The sequence below is a fragment of the Methylocaldum sp. 14B genome (genome assembly GCF_002005105.1).
GTDB lineage: Bacteria > Pseudomonadota > Gammaproteobacteria > Methylococcales > Methylococcaceae > Methylocaldum.
Genome location: NZ_MSCV01000027.1, coordinates 42,774 through 58,564 on the forward strand (window position 1 = coordinate 42,774; position 15,791 = coordinate 58,564).

At 56.9% G+C, this 15,791-nt stretch carries 8 protein-coding genes and 1 tRNA gene; 7 read left to right on the plus strand and 2 right to left on the minus strand.

Annotation, left to right across the window (positions count from 1 at the left end):
- Nucleotides 1-154: 154 nt before the first annotated feature.
- Entirely contained in the window at nt 155-946 is a 792-nt protein-coding gene (locus tag B2A78_RS18245; RefSeq protein ID WP_077731461.1) for a polysaccharide deacetylase family protein, read from the minus strand.
- Between the two features lie 203 nt (nt 947-1,149).
- Between B2A78_RS18245 and B2A78_RS18250 the strand changes: the two genes are divergently transcribed.
- Nucleotides 1,150-4,362 (plus strand): discoidin domain-containing protein, encoded by a 3,213-nt coding sequence (locus tag B2A78_RS18250; protein WP_168175476.1) that lies wholly within the window; start codon nt 1,150-1,152, stop codon nt 4,360-4,362.
- A 27-nt stretch (nt 4,363-4,389) separates the two neighbouring features.
- Complete coding sequence (locus B2A78_RS18255; RefSeq protein ID WP_077731462.1) at nt 4,390-8,235, plus strand: hypothetical protein; 3,846 nt, start codon at nt 4,390-4,392, stop codon at nt 8,233-8,235.
- Here B2A78_RS18255 and B2A78_RS18260 read toward each other — a convergent pair.
- Complete coding sequence (locus tag B2A78_RS18260; protein WP_077731463.1) at nt 8,227-8,847, minus strand: class II aldolase/adducin family protein; 621 nt, start codon at nt 8,845-8,847, stop codon at nt 8,227-8,229. The two genes, B2A78_RS18255 and B2A78_RS18260, sit on opposite strands and share 9 nt — an antisense overlap.
- A gap of 239 nt (nt 8,848-9,086) precedes the next feature.
- On the opposite strand from B2A78_RS18260, the gene B2A78_RS18265 reads away from it, so the two are divergent.
- The 5 genes from B2A78_RS18265 (at nt 9,087) to lon (ending at nt 15,630) form a co-directional block, all read left to right on the plus strand.
- A tRNA-Leu gene (locus B2A78_RS18265) sits at nt 9,087-9,171 on the plus strand.
- Nucleotides 9,172-9,322: 151 nt separating this feature from the next.
- Entirely contained in the window at nt 9,323-10,645 is a 1,323-nt protein-coding gene (gene tig / locus B2A78_RS18270) for a trigger factor (RefSeq protein ID WP_077731464.1), read from the plus strand.
- Between the two features lie 19 nt (nt 10,646-10,664).
- Nucleotides 10,665-11,309, plus strand: a complete 645-nt coding sequence (gene clpP, locus B2A78_RS18275) for an ATP-dependent Clp endopeptidase proteolytic subunit ClpP (protein WP_077731465.1) — start codon at nt 10,665-10,667, stop codon at nt 11,307-11,309.
- A 101-nt stretch (nt 11,310-11,410) separates the two neighbouring features.
- Nucleotides 11,411-12,691: an ATP-dependent Clp protease ATP-binding subunit ClpX gene (gene clpX / locus B2A78_RS18280; RefSeq protein ID WP_077731466.1), complete on the plus strand. Its 1,281-nt coding sequence runs from the start codon at nt 11,411-11,413 to the stop codon at nt 12,689-12,691.
- A 554-nt stretch (nt 12,692-13,245) separates the two neighbouring features.
- A complete protein-coding gene (gene lon / locus B2A78_RS18285) occupies nt 13,246-15,630 on the plus strand; it encodes an endopeptidase La (protein WP_346425851.1) in 2,385 nt (794 codons plus the stop codon).
- Nucleotides 15,631-15,791 lie beyond the last annotated feature (161 nt).

Consider the following 15,791-nt stretch of genomic DNA (forward strand, 5'->3'; position numbering starts at 1 on the left):
AGGACGCTAAGCACGAATCGCTGTTCCGACGATCCTTTATCCCCCCAGATCGATTGTGCAAAGGATCCGCGTTCAGGGCAACAATCGTTCACATTAAGTTAGCGTCGATCCCGAAACTTCTATGTGGGTAACAGCTTTTTAAAGCTTGGAGTCGTCATAGCGGAACGGGAATCAGGTTCAGCCGAGCGACTTCGTCCAGCAATCTCGGCAAGGCTTCCAGTACGACGGGGCGGCCGTTCCGGTCGCGGGCCGAAGAGCCATCGTGCAGCAGCAAAATATCTCCGCCGCGGAGGTTTTTGGACAAACGCCGCACGATCTTTTGAGGGTCGCCGAACACGGCATCGTAGCCACGGCGTGTCCATGAAACCAAGGTCAGATCCAAGCTGCTCAGCACGGGTTGCAGCCACGGGTTGCGCATGCCGACGGGGGCCCGGAAGTAGCGCGGTGAGGCGCCCGTGAGAGCTGTTAACGCCGCTTGCGCTCGCCCGATTTCCGCCTTGAAACCGCCGACGGCGCTCAAGGCGAAGGTATGCGCATGGCGGTATGTGTGATTTTCGATGCGATGGCCTCGCGATACGATGTCGCGAACCAGTTCCGGATACTTTTCGGCTCTGGCGGCGATGCAAAAAAAGCTGGCTTTGGCTTGGTAACGATCCAACAGATCGAGCACTTTCGGCGTGGTTTCGATGTCGGGGCCGTCGTCGAAGGTCAGTGCGATTTCCTTGCGTTCCGCTCGTTCGGCGGGGAGTCGGGTGAGGTTCGGGCCGAGCAGCGGGCTGGTAGGCCAAAAGCTCGCGCCGAATACGATCGCGTGATTGGCTGCGAGGGCCTCGACGAGCAGCGTCGATCCCTCGGGCGCAAGAAGCGCGGCGGACCCGCCGATGACTTGAAAAGCCGCGGAATAGCGCAGAAAAGGCGAGGGAAGCCAGTGGCGGACGGAGTGCATCGGCGTTATGTGTATCGAGTCGGAGAGCAAAGCTTGAGGATTAAAACCGATTTTCTTATCCGTGGGGAGATGCCCGCCGCTTGATCAACGATATTCCGGGGACCTCCATGCTTGCCTGGCCGAGCGGATCAGGCTTACGCTCTCGTCAAGAAGGTCTCGAAGCTTGTCTATATAGAGAAGACCTGCTTTTCCGATTGATAGAAATGAATAGACGAAAACTGATCAAGCTCTTGTTGGGCTTGGCATGTCTGGTGGGGTTCGGTTTGGCGCGGGCGGCGAATTCCGCAGCAGTGATTTTGGACGATTTCGAAACGCTGAGCGGCTGGACCGCCGTGGCCGCGGAAGGCACTCATGTGGAATTGGCTCAGGATACCGGCCGGACCGGCATGGGTCTACGCCTCGATTTCGATTTCAGGGGCGGTACGGGCTTTGTTACCGTGCGCAAGAAGTTCTCCATCCCGCTGCCCGAAAATTACGCATTCACGTTTTATACGCGGGCGGAAGCGCCGGCCAACAATGTCGAGTTTAAGATCATCGACCCCTCCGGGGATAACGTCTGGTGGCGACGGCGCTTCGATTTCAAGTTGCCGGTGGACTGGCAACAGTACCGCGTGAAAAAACGCATGTTCGACTTCGCGTGGGGACCGTCCAATACGCCACTCAAGCAGGTTGGATTCGTCGAGTTCTCGATCACGTCGAGCACCGGCGGCAAGGGATCGATTTGGCTCGACGATTTCCGCTTCGAGAAGCGCGAGCCGATTACCGCCTACAATCTCACGCCCAAAGTCACGGCCTCGACCACCGCCAAGGATCACGACCCGGAGTCGGTGCTGGACGCGAAGCCCGAAACCTCATGGCAAAGCGGCGCGCTCGCGGAAAGCCAGTGGCTGCAGGTCGATTTTCTGAAGCGCCGCGAATATGGCGGCTTGATCATCGAGTGGGACCGCGACGATTACGCCACCGCTTATCAGGTTCGGATTTCCCAAGACGGCAAGCTATGGCAGCCGGTGTACACGGTCAGTCTGGGCAACGGGCGCCGCGATTACATTTATATGCCCGACGCAGAATCCCGCTATTTGCGGCTGGAGTTGCAGAAAAGCAGCCGCGGCCGGGGATACGGCATCAGCTCGCTGACCATAAAACCGTTCGACTTTTCCGCCTCGCCGAACGCATTTTTCGAAACCATTGCCCGTGAAGCGCCCCGCGGTATCTACCCGAAATATTTTTACGGCGAGCAAAGTTATTTCACCGTCATCGGCGCCAACGGCAGCGACAAGGAGGGTTTGCTGAACGAGGAAGGGGCGCTGGAAGTGGATAAGAACGCATTTTCCATCGAACCCTTCTTATACACCAAAGGCAAGCTCGTTACCTGGAACGACGTGTTTCCGGTACAGGAGCTCGAGCGCGGTTATTTGCCCGTGCCCTCGGTGACCTGGCGGTCCGATTCGGTCGAAATGAAGACGACGGCTTTCGCCGCCAGCAAGCCCGGGCAGGCGCTTTATGCGCGCTATCGGGTGGAGAACAACGGCAGCGAGCGTGAGCAGTTGAAGCTCTTGCTCGCGATCCGTCCGTTTCAAGTCAATCCGCCCTGGCAGGCCTTGAATATGGTGGGGGGCGTGGCGCAAATCCACGATATCGCGCTGGACGGGCGAATCATCCGGGTCGACGAGAATCGCTCGGTAATCCCCTTGACCCCGCCTCATCACTTTGGTGCGACGACCTTCGACCAAGGTTCGATTACCGATTTCTTGATGGAAGGCAAGGTGCCGCAGCAGACCGAAGCTCACGACCCCTTCGGCTATGCGTCCGCCGCCTTGGAATACGAGCTGGATTTGCCTCCCGGCGCGTCGCGGGAGATTTATCTGGCGATTCCGTATCAGAATCCGGAGGCCATTCTGGAGGCGGCGAATATAGTGGAGGGGAACGGCAGTGCCTTCGGTCGGGCCCGGTTTCGGGATGCCGTCAACTTCTGGGAGGCCAAGATCGTCCGCGCCGATCTGATCGTTCCGCCCGAGGCGCAAAAGCTTCGGGATACGGTGAGGAGCAATCTGGCCTATATCTTCATCAACCGGGACGGCGCCGCGCTTTATCCCGGTTCTCGCTCCTACGCCCGCTCCTGGATTCGCGACGCGGCCTTGATGTCCGCCGCCTTGCTCGGCATGGGGTATACCGAAGAAGTACGGCACTTCATCGAATGGTATGCCGGGTTCCAGTTTCCCAACGGGAAGATTCCCTGCTGCGTCGATCACAGGGGGCCCGATAGCGTCCCCGAGAACGACAGCCACGGCGAGTTCATTTACGTTGTCGCCGAATACTACCGTTACACGCGCGATATCGGTTTTGTATACGAGATGTGGCCGACGATCGTGAAATCGGTGCACTATATCGAGCAGTTGCGCAATCAACGGAAGAGCGAAGAGTACAAGTCCTCCGATAAATCGATGTTTTTCGGCATGATGCCCGAATCCATCAGTCACGAAGGTTACAGCGCCCATCCGGTACACTCCTACTGGGACGGCTTTTGGACTTTGCGCGGGCTCAAGGATGCCGCCGACTTGGCCGTGCTGGTCATGGACGAAAACAATGCCGCGCATTTTGACGCTTTGCGGGACGATTTTCGCAGCGACCTGTACCAATCCATCAAGCGCACCATGGCCAAGCACAAGATCGCCTTCATGCCGGGTTCGGCGGAGCTGGGCGATTTCGACGCCACCGCCACGGCCATGGCGGTCGCGGTCGGCGGCGAGCAGACCAATCTTCCGATAGAGGCGCTGAACAAGACCTTCGACAATTTCTACGACTATTTCAACAAGCGGCGCGACGACAAGCTGGAATGGATCGCTTACACGCCGTACGAAGTGCGTACCGTAGAAGCGCTGGTCCGTATGGGGCGGCGCGAGCAGGCGCTGGAGCTGTTGAATTTTCTGCTCAAGGATCAACGTCCCGCCGACTGGAATCACTGGGCGGAGGTCGTCTGGCGCGATCCCAAGCATCCCAAGTTCATAGGCGATATGCCCCATGCTTGGATCGGGGCGGAATTCGTGCGGGCGATGCGCGCTCTGTACGCGTATGAACGTGAAAGCGATCAAGCATTGGTTCTGGCGGCAGGAATTCCGAAAGCGTGGCTGGAGGGTGGCGGCGATGTGGGCGTGAAGCGTTTGCCCACGTGGTATGGAACCTTGAACTATACCTTGCGCCAGGAAGAACCCGATAAATTGCGGCTCGTGCTCTCCGGCGATCTCGCCCTGCCTCCAGGCAAGATCGTTCTCAAGGCACCCGCCGACCAGCCCATCCGGTCGCTTACCGTCAACGGAAAACCGGTCGATACGTTTACCGCCGATCAAGCGGTGATCGGCGAGTTTCCGGCGGAAGTGACGGTGAACTACGGGGCGGCAATTACGCAGCAAGCTAATTGATTTCGATTTTTGACCTAAGGAGTCCGCATGAGCTTCGATCCTAACCAGGCCGGTCTCGATCGACCGAACGATTCGGTCCCGGCGTCGCGCCTTCTGTCCAACGGACGCTACACGGTATTGCTGACATCGGCCGGCACCGGGTTTTCGATGCTTGGCGGCCACGCGCTGTCCCGCTGGAGCGGAGACCGCGTCGAAGACGGCGAGGGATGGTTCATTTACCTCCGGGATTTGGATAGCGGAGACTGGTGGTCGCTCGGTTTGCAGCCGACGGGGATGGAAGCCGATGCACGGACCGCTCGTTACGAGCCGGGCCGGTTTAGGCTTCAGTGCGAGAACAGCGGTATCGAGGCCGTTTTGGATGTGTGCGTCAGCCCGGACGACGATCTGGAGCTGCGCCGAGTCACGCTGCGAAATCGTTCGAATCGGCCCAGACGGATCGAAATCACGAGCTATCTCGAAGTGGTCCTGAATCATCCTGCGGCCGATGCGGCGCACCCGGCTTTCTCCAAGTTGTTCGTGCAAACCGAGTTCGTGGCGGAACGAGAAGCGCTGCTCGCTCGTCGCAGGCCGCGCAGCGCTCATGAGGTTTATCCGTGGTTGGTCGGCGCGGCGTTCGGGCCGGGTGAATTGGAGTACGAGACCGACCGGATGCGCTTCCTCGGCCGGAACCGGACGCCGGCGGAGCCGCAGGCGCTTCGTGAAACACAGCCGCTGTCCGGCGGGATCGGCAACGTGCTCGACCCGGTTTTCGCTCTGCGGCGCTGCTTGGAACTTGCTCCCAACACGCAGGGAGATGTGGTGTTTCTGTTCGGCGCGGCCGAAGACAGGATGCAGGCGCTGAAGCTCATCGAGCGTTGCTCGGCGGAAAAAGCGATAAATACTATCTACGCCCGCGCGGCCGAAGGCGAGCGGGAACTCGTCCGGCGGCTCGACATGACCGGAACGGGGGCGGAGTTTTTTCAAGCCCTCGCAGGTGCGTTGCTTTACGGCGATCCGAAGCTTCGGGCTCCGGAGTCGGTGCTGCGGAGCGCCTGCGGTCCTCTTGCGCGGCTCGACCGCTACGGCTTGCCGTTCTACCGGCCGATCGTTCTGGTACGGGCCAGTGACAGTCGCGAGGATTCACGGGTTGCCGAACTCATCAAGGCGCAGCGCTATTGGCTGGCGAAAGGCTTACGTTTCGCGCTGATGATCTTGAGTCCGGACAAGGGGGCCGACTTCGGTGGGTTGGGCGGGCTTGATCAGGACATCTTTATTCGCGCGGAAAAAGACATTGCGCCGGCCGATCTCGAATTGCTGTGCGCCGTTGCGCGCCTGGTGGTCGATGAAAACGCGCCGTCGCTTCGATCGGAGCTTCCGGTTCCAAGCGCGAGAGCGCGGCGCGCCCTTTTGCCGCCGGAGACGCCGAAACTCAAGGCCGGGCGCGAAGCGCTTCGATTTTTCAACGGATATGGCGGTTTTGCCGCGGACGGCACCGAGTACGTGGTTCGTTTGGATTTGACCGACGGCGAGTTGCAAGGGCCGCCTCTTCCATGGATCAACGTAGTCGCCAATGAACACTTCGGCTTTCTGGTCAGCGAGCGGGGAGCGGGATATACCTGGCATCGGAACAGCCGCGAGCATCGGTTGACGCCTTGGTTCAACGATCCCGTCAGCGATTCGTTCGGCGAAGCGTTATATCTCCGGGACGAGGAAACCGGCGCGTTCTGGTCTCCCTTGCCGGGGCCTTGTTCGGCACCCGCCGCTTACGAGGCGCGCCACGGGTTCGGGTACAGCCGGTTTACCAGCACCTACGATGGTTTGGATCAGGACGTCGTACTGTTCGCGGCCCGCCACGATCCGGTCAAAATTTTCCGATGGCGTCTGACGAATGGGGGCGCTAGCCGCCGCCGCTTGTCGCTGTTTTCATACCAGCGCTTAATTCTGGGCGGAACGCCGTCCGACAGCAGCCGGTTCGTGATCACCCGCCATGATCCGGAGACGTCGGCGCTGTTCGCTATCAATCGCCAAGCAGGAGAGTTTTCCGACGGCGTCGCCTTCGCGGCGGCGGTAGGGCAGCCGGGTGCCATGTATTTCACCGCCGATCGGGAGAGCTTCATCGGGCGGAACGGCAGCCCGGAAGCCCCCGCGGCTTTGCTCGCACGCGCATCGCTCGATGGACGGAATGGCGCTAATCTCGATCCGTGCGCGGCGCTTCAGCTTCAAATCGACTTGGAACCGGGGCAAACCTTCGAATGTGCGTTCCTGTTGGGCGAAACCCTCTCCGAGGACGAATGCCGATCGATCATCGAACGCTACCGGCAAGCTAGCGCCATCGAGAACGCCTTGGCCGAAGCCCAAGGTTTTTGGCGCGATTTTGTCTCCGGAATTCAAATCGAGACGCCGTCTCCCGCCATCGATCTGATGGTCAACGGCTGGCTGGCATATCAGAACCTGAGCTGCCGGGTCTGGGGGCGCTCCGCGTTCTATCAGTCCGGAGGCGCCTTCGGTTACCGCGATCAGCTTCAGGATGCCTCGGCGCTGATCTATCTGCGCCCCGAGCTCACTCGAGCCCAGATTCTGCTTCACGCCGCTCATCAGTTCGTCGAGGGAGACGTGCTTCACTGGTGGCATCCTGAACCCCTGGAGCGGGGATTGCGCACCCGATTTTCCGATGATCTGGTCTGGCTGCCATATGTCACGGCGTTTTATATCCGTCACACCGGCGATTGGAGCGTACTGGACGAATCCGCGCCGTTTGTGACTGCCCGTTTACTGGCGGAGGGGGAGGACGAGGCTTATCTGAAACCCGACGATGCCGGTCAGGTTGCGGACATCTACGAACATTGCTGTCGAGTGCTGGACCGCTCCCTGACCCGGGGCGCGCACGGTTTGCCCTTGATGGGCACGGGCGACTGGAACGACGGCATGAACCGGGTGGGCCGCGAAGGACGCGGCGAGAGCGTGTGGATGGGATTCTTTCTTTACCACGTTCTCGAAGAATTCCTGCCAATCTGCGAGAAGCGCGGCGACCAGGCGCGGATCGAAGCTTACCGGGCTTATCGAGAGCATCTTTACCAGGCGCTCAATGACGCGGGATGGGACGGCGACTGGTATCGACGCGCCTATTATGACGACGGTACCCCTTTAGGCACCAAACACGGCGATGAGTGTCGAATCGACGCCTTGGCCCAGGCGTGGGCGGTGATTTCAGGCGCGGCGCCGGCGGAGCGGGCGAATCGAGCTTTGGATGCGGTCGAGGAGCACCTGATCTCCGATCATAATGGTCTCATTCGTTTATTGACGCCGCCCTTCGTCAACACACCGCATGACCCGGGCTACATCAAGGGCTATGTGGCCGGCGTGCGCGAAAACGGCGGGCAATACACCCATGCCGCGTGCTGGGTGGTGCGCGCCGTGGCAGAACTCGGCCGGAACGACCGGGCCGCGCGGCTATTGGAAATGCTCAGCCCGGTGAGCCACGCGCGGACGCAGGAACAAACCGATGTTTACCGGGTCGAGCCCTACGTAGTCGCCGCCGACGTTTACGGCGAACCGCCGCATGTGGGCCGCGGCGGTTGGACGTGGTACACGGGGTCCGCGGGCTGGATGTACCGTGTCGCCTTGGAATCGATTTTGGGATTTCGGGTGAAGGAGGGCGCTTTCATCGAGCTCAAACCCTGTATACCGGCCGAGTGGCCGGAGTTTGTGATCCGCTATCGGCATCCGGGCAATCCGACGCGCTATACGATCAGGGTAACGAATCCGAATAAAAAGCCTCGGCGTGTTCTCAGTGCTGATCTGGACGGACGGCCGGTGCCGGTCGAACGGGAAACGGCACGAATTCCTTTGCTATCGGACGGGCGGTCTCACGACGTTGTCGTGATCTTAGGCTAATGCCTGCGCCAGGCTGCGAATCAGGCATATGGCGGTTTCCTCGACGGTGCGGCCGAACGCGATGACGCCGTCTTCATGGCCACCCATGGCGATGACCGGGCTTTTCGAAGTTCGAACCAGAAACCCGACCTCATGGGCCATCTCCGGCGTGCCGTAACCGACTTGCCGGTCGGTCACGGGAATGGCCAAGGCTTCGGCCTTTTCCCATAATTCGGGCGAGTGGACATGCAGTACGCAATCGATCCCGCTTCCGCTTTGGTAAACCGCAGCATGGGTCAGGGCTTCGGAAGAGGGCGCTATCGGTCCTTCGGCGATGATGAGGTTTTGTTCCAGATCGAATCCGGTGACGAGACAGTAATGTTCGCTAGTGAGCTTGGGCTTGCCGCCGGTCTGCGTTCCGCTGATAAGGAAGGCGGTTTCACCGCGGCGAAGGCTGACGTTGCCGTAGGCCAGGCCGTCATACCGACGAGAGTCCTGCCCGGTGAGTCCGAGACGATAGAGGATGGTCCGCGAGGCATTCAGTTCGGCGACGATTTCCGAATCTACCGGCGGAGCCGTCGTGTAATCGAGGCGATACTTGACGACGCCTTCTCTGTCCTGTTTCTGATCCATCTTTAAATCCATAGCCTTGGCCGAACATATTTATTACTACAGGCCGGACGAAAAAGCGAAAAACGGCAAAATCCGCTATGCGTCCAAAGAACGAACAGATGAAAAAATATTCGCGCGTTTTATAATAGAAAGCTTGCATCCGATCGGCGGGGCGAGTTTTTGGATCGAATCTTGAAGGGAAGCGGGACCGAGCCGGAAATTCCTCGGCAAACGGAGTATAATCCGGGCAGATTTTATGTGCGAATGTGGCGAAATTGGTAGACGCGCTGGATTTAGGTTCCAGTGGGGCAACCCTTGAGAGTTCGAGTCTCTCCATTCGCACCAAATGTTCAGTAAGCACCAAGAAGCCAAGCTTCCTAGCATAAATATCCGATTACGGATATCAGAGTTCGGCGCATCAGCCAGCAATTTAGGCGATTGTGCTTTTCGAGCCAGTCCCTCCGATACTTTTTTCCATTCTTGAGGTAACAGCGACATGCAAGTTTCTGTCGAAACGACATCTGAATTGAGCCGGAAAATGACCGTACAGGTGCCGGAAGAAGAGATCCAGGAAAAAATAGCCTCACGCCTCAAAACTTTGGCGAACAAGGTCAAGATCGACGGTTTCCGTCCCGGCAAAGTGCCTCAAAGTCTGGTAAAAAAGCGCTATGGACAGCAGGTCCGGGAGGAGGTCCTTTCGGATCTGATCCAATCGAGCTTTTATGAAGCCGTCCGGGAGGAGAGGCTCAAACCAGCGGGAGTGCCGCAGATCACCGCTCGCCGAGTCGACGAGGGCAGTGGGCTGGAATATGAAGCGAGCTTCGAAGTGATGCCGGAGTTCGTGCTGATGCCGTTGGAGACATTGGAGGTCAAGCGGTTCGTTTCGGAAGTGACCGAGCCGGATATCGATGCCATGATCGAACGTCTCAGAGAGCAGCGGAAGAGCTGGCAAGAGGTCGAGCGCGCGGCGGCAACGGGGGATCGTGTTACGATCGCCTTTGAAGGCAAGATCGGCGATGAGTCGTTTACCGACGGAAAAGTTGAGAATCTGCCCGTTGTCCTGGGCACGAACCAAATGATTCCAGGATTCGAAGATAAGTTGGTCGGCGCAGTGGCCGGGTCGACGCTCGAATTCGAATTGCCGTTTCCGGCCGACTACCCCAACCAAAAGCTGGCCGGCAACACGGCGCAATTTGCCATCGAGCCGCTGAAAGTCGAAGAAAGCTTATTGCCCGAGGTGGACGCGGAATTCGCAAAATCCTACGGCATCGAGGAAGGTGGCGTGGAAGCTTTCCGCAGCGATATCCGCGCTAACATGGAGCGCGAGATGAAGCGGGCGCTGCAGACGAGAACGAAATCCTCGGTGATGGATGCTCTGTTCGCCAAGAATGCGATTGCTCTGCCCAACGCCTTAATCCAAGATGAGCTTGAGCATTTGTTGGCGCCCTACCGGCAAGCGGCCCAGAAAAGGCGGCAGGATCTCGATGAAGCCAAGCTGAAGGAGCAGCTAGAGCCAGTGGCGAGACGAAGAGTCGCCTTGGCGCTGATCCTCGGGAAGATCATTGAAACTAATAATCTTGTCGTGGATCAAAAGCGGGTGCGTTCGACCGTCGACGAATTGGCCGCGAGTTATGAGAGCCCGGAAGACGTGGTGCGCTGGTACTACGCCGAGCCGGAGCGGCTTCGCGAAGTGGAAAACGTGGTCATGGAGGATCAGGTGGTGGATTTGGTATTGGACAAGGCAAAGGTGACCGAAGAAAAGATCGCGTTTCAAGAGTTGATGCAGCAGGTTACCGGCAGTTCCTCACAAGCGGCGTAACTTTAACCCGAGAGATCTCATGATGTTTACCGGCGATTTTGATAAAACCGTCAATACTCGGGCGACGGGGTTGGTGCCCGTCGTTATCGAGCAGTCGGCGCGTGGCGAACGGGCGTTCGATATCTATTCTCGCTTGCTCAAGGAGCGGGTGGTTTTTCTGGTTGGGCAGGTCGAAGACTACATGGCCAACCTGATCATCGCTCAACTGCTCTTTCTGGAATCGGAAAATCCGGACAAGGACATCCATCTTTATATCAATTCTCCCGGCGGCATAGTCACCTCGGGACTGGCGATTTACGATACCATGCAGTTCATCAAACCCGACGTCAGCACCCTGTGCATCGGTCAGGCGGCTAGCATGGGAGCGTTGCTTCTGGCGGGCGGCGCGCCCGGCAAGAGATATTGTCTGCCCCATTCGCGAGTCATGATCCATCAGCCTTTGGGCGGCTTCCAGGGACAGGCCAGCGACATTGACATTCATGCCCGCGAAATTCTCGCGACCCGCGACAGACTGAATCGAATATTGGCGAAACATACAGGTCAGCCGTTGGAACGAATTCAAGTCGATACCGATCGTGATAATTTCATGAGTGGAGAAGACGCAGCGCAATATGGTCTAATCGACAAGGTGCTCGCTAGCCGAGAACCGGGTTCTAGCGGTTAAACGCATTGGAATTCGAGTTCGAAGGACTAGTGGACGTATGCCGGTAGCGGTTGGTTCGCGTAGGTTGCTACAACAGTCATCTGACGAATAAGAGGTTTGCGATGAGTGATGATAAGCACGGCAAAGACGGGGGCGGGAAACTTCTTTACTGCTCGTTTTGCGGAAAAAGCCAGCATGAGGTCAGAAAGCTCATTGCCGGTCCGGCTGTGTTCGTCTGTGACGAATGTGTCGAGTTGTGCAACGATATTATTCGCGAGGAGCTTCAGGAAAATGTTGCCGCTAGCGTAGATAAGTTGCCCAAACCGAAAGAGATCAAGGCCGTACTCGACGAGTATGTCATTGGCCAGGAGAAAGCCAAGAGGATCTTGTCGGTTGCGGTCTACAACCACTATAAGCGGCTCCGGGTGCATAACCACCTGAAGAAGAACGATGTCGAACTGGCCAAGAGCAATATCCTCTTGATCGGCCCAACCGGATCGGGAAAGACCTTGCTTGCCGAGACGCTCGCCCGGCTGTTGGACGTGCCGTTCACGATCGCCGACGCGACGACGCTGACCGAGGCGGGTTACGTCGGGGAAGATGTCGAAAACATCATCCAAAAGATCTTGCAGAAATGCGATTACGACGTGGAGAAGGCAGAGTCCGGTATCGTCTATATCGACGAGATCGATAAGATTTCCCGTAAGTCGGATAATCCCTCGATCACCCGCGACGTGTCCGGTGAAGGTGTGCAGCAGGCTCTGCTGAAGTTGATCGAGGGCACTGTGGCCTCGGTACCGCCACAAGGCGGACGCAAACACCCTCAGCAAGAATTTTTGCAGGTCAATACGGCGAATATCCTCTTCATCTGCGGCGGAGCGTTCGCCGGACTGGAAAAAATCATTCGTTCACGCTCCGAAAAGGGCGGCATCGGTTTTTCCGCGGAGGTCAAGACCAAGGACGAACGCCGCAATGTCGGCGAAGTTTTGGCGGACGTGGAGGCGGAGGACCTGATCAAATACGGCCTGATTCCGGAGTTTGTCGGTCGTTTGCCGGTGGTGGCGACTCTGGAAGAATTGGATGAGCAGGCATTGGTTCAAATTCTGACCGAACCGAAAAATGCTCTGGTCAAACAATACAAGAAGTTGTTCGAGATGGAGGGTTGCGATCTGGAGATTCGCGAGGACGCCTTGCGGGTGATCGCGCGAAGGGCAATGGAACGGAAAACCGGCGCACGCGGTCTGCGAACGATTCTCGAACACGTGTTGCTGGATACGATGTACGAATTGCCTTCCGCCGAACATGTTTCCAAAGTTGTGATCGATGAAAAGGTTATTCGCGGCGAATCGGACCCGTATCTGATTTATCAAACCGAAGAAAAGCACTGCGCTTCGGTAGAGTGAAATATCTTTCGAGTGCTATCGATGCCTTGCGGCGAGCGGGCGTCGGTAGCCGATTCAGGGTTTTGTTATGCGGCCAATTTTCAGATCTTGATCGATGGCCGAACTTCACTGTCTGACTAATGGCTGATAGCTTCTCAGTCTTAAAGCTCGTTAGGGCAGCCTTCAAGTTGAATTTGCGTTCTTGCTCGCCTGTCGGCACAAACACCTGTTTGCATTCACTGATCCTAATGGTAGCGGTCGCTTATTTCAGCGCGTAAGCATCACCGCGCATTGATCTACGCATTTTGTATAGAAAATCGTTCGGATTCGGGAATCTCGACGATACATTCGCATCTAAGTAGTTTTTCGTACTTACCCGGACGGGATCGCAGAATTTTTGCTGATCTCTTCATCTGAAGTTTTTGGCCAAATCAAATAGTCCCCGATTTTATCGGGCTTAGTCTTGTTTTTTGCCCGAAGCTTACCTATATACTCAGTAACAACGCGTACTCACTAATATCCATGGGTGGCTAATGGAAAATACCTCGCTTGAAAATCGTGCAAAGCCGGAAAAGATGGTACCGGTGCTTCCCTTACGGGACGTCGTAGTCTATCCCCACATGGTCATACCGCTCTTCGTCGGCAGAGAGAAGTCGATTCTGGCCCTAGACTCTGCCATGCGGGACAACAAACAAATCTTGCTCGTAGCGCAGAAAGAAGCCGAACTGGATGATCCCAGCTTCGATGACCTGTACCAGATCGGCACTTTATCTAACATCCTGCAATTGCTGAAGCTTCCGGACGGCACTGTGAAAGTGCTCGTCGAGGGTAGCGAGCGCTGCAAGGTCGATAAGTACCGTGTCGCCGACAAGCACTACGTAGCCGTAGTTTCGCCGCAGCTGGACGAGATCAACATCACCGATCAAGAAATCGATGTGTTGATGCGCACCGCCATCAACACCTTCGATCATTACGTCAAGCTCAATAAGCGGATACCGCCCGAAGTGTTGAATTCGCTTGCCGGCATCGACGACCCGAGCCGGTTGGCGGATACCATCGCCGCACATATGACCATCAAAATCGAAGACAAGCAGTCGATTCTGGAGATGAGCGATGTGACGGCCAGGTTGGAGCGTTTGATGACGCTCATGGAAGGCGAGGTGGATATGCTGGAGATGGAGAAGCGTATCCGCGGGCGGGTCAAGCAGCAGATGGAAAAAAATCAGCGCGAGTATTACTTGAACGAGCAAATGAAGGCCATCCAGAAGGAGTTGGGGGAAATGGACGATGTGCCGAACGAATTCGAGGAGCTATCGCGCAAAATCGAAAAGGCCGGCATGCCTGAGGCGGCTCGTACCAAAGCCGAGACGGAGTTGAACAAGCTCAAGTTGATGTCGCCGATGTCTGCCGAGGCTACGGTAGTCAGGAATTACGTCGACTGGATGGTCAACATGCCGTGGAAGAAGCGCACCAAGATCAGTCACGACTTGCAGCGTGCCGAAGAAATTTTAGAAACCGAGCACTACGGTTTGGAGAAAGTCAAAGAGCGTATCCTCGAGTATCTGGCCGTTCAGCAGCGCGTCAAGAAACTAAAAGGCCCAATATTGTGCTTGGTTGGACCGCCCGGTGTGGGCAAGACTTCGCTCGGTCAGTCGATTGCTCGAGCGACCAACCGGAAGTACGTTCGCATGGCCTTGGGCGGGGTTCGTGACGAGGCCGAAATTCGCGGCCATCGCAGAACTTACATTGGCTCGATGCCGGGTAAAATCCTGCAGAACCTTTCCAAGGTAAAGACCCGCAATCCGATGTTCATGCTCGACGAGATCGACAAGATGGCGATGGATTTCCGCGGTGATCCTGCTGCCGCATTGTTGGAAGTTTTGGACCCGGAGCAGAACCATACTTTCAACGACCATTACTTGGAGGTCGATTTCGATTTGTCCGAAGTAATGTTCATTGCAACGGCGAACACTTTGAATATCCCGGCGCCGCTTCTGGACCGCATGGAAGTGATCCGCATCGCTGGCTACACCGAGGATGAGAAAGTCAACATCGCCATGCGCTATCTGATTCCAAAGCAGGTCAAGAACAACGGGCTTAAGGACAGCGAAATTCATATCACCGAATCGGCGGTTCGAGATATTATCCGCTTCTATACTCGAGAAGCCGGTGTTCGTAGCCTTGAGCGCGAAATAGCCAAGATTTGCCGCAAGGTCGTCAAGAGCTTGGTCCTCAAACCGAGCACCAAGAAACTGAACGTGACTCATCGTAACGTGGATGACTTTTTGGGCGTCAGGCGTTATCGCTACGGACGAGCCGAGGAGAAGGACCAGGTCGGGCAGGTTACCGGCCTGGCCTGGACCGAGGTGGGAGGCGAGCTTCTTACCATCGAATCGGTCGTTATGCCCGGAACCGGCAAGCAAACCTATACCGGAAAACTCGGCGAGGTCATGCAGGAGTCGATACAAACCGCTGTCACGGTAGCCCGGAGCCGAGCAGAAACGCTGGGTATCGATCCGGCGTTTTATCAGAAGCACGATGTGCATATACACGTGCCGGAAGGGGCCACGCCCAAAGACGGTCCCAGCGCCGGTATCGGTATGTGCACGGCTTTGGTTTCCGCATTGACTCAAATCCCTGTGAGATCGGACGTTGCCATGACGGGCGAGATCACGCTTCGCGGGGAGGTTTTGCCCATCGGAGGGCTAAAGGAGAAACTGTTGGCGGCGCATCGGGGCGGTATTTCGACCGTCTTGATTCCGCAGGAAAACGAGAAGGACTTGGCTGAGATTCCAAAGAACATTAAGCAGGATCTCAAAATCGTCGCGGTTCGCTCTATCGATCAAGTCCTCGAGACCGCACTAAAACACATGCCGGAACCGTTGAAACCGCCGGTTACTCCCGAATCCGAGGGTGTGACTAAATCGACGGGTACGGCAGGCATGATCGTTGCTCATTAGTCCTAATTGGAGGGAGTTGCTTTTTGCGTGTTCAGAGAAATGCGACGGATCGCTAAAATTCGCTGAATCCCAGACGCTATGCGGCTTGACAGTGCTTTTTGTCTACTGCTACATTTCGGCCGGCGAGTTCACGCGTAGCCAACAGCATATAGGAATGGACG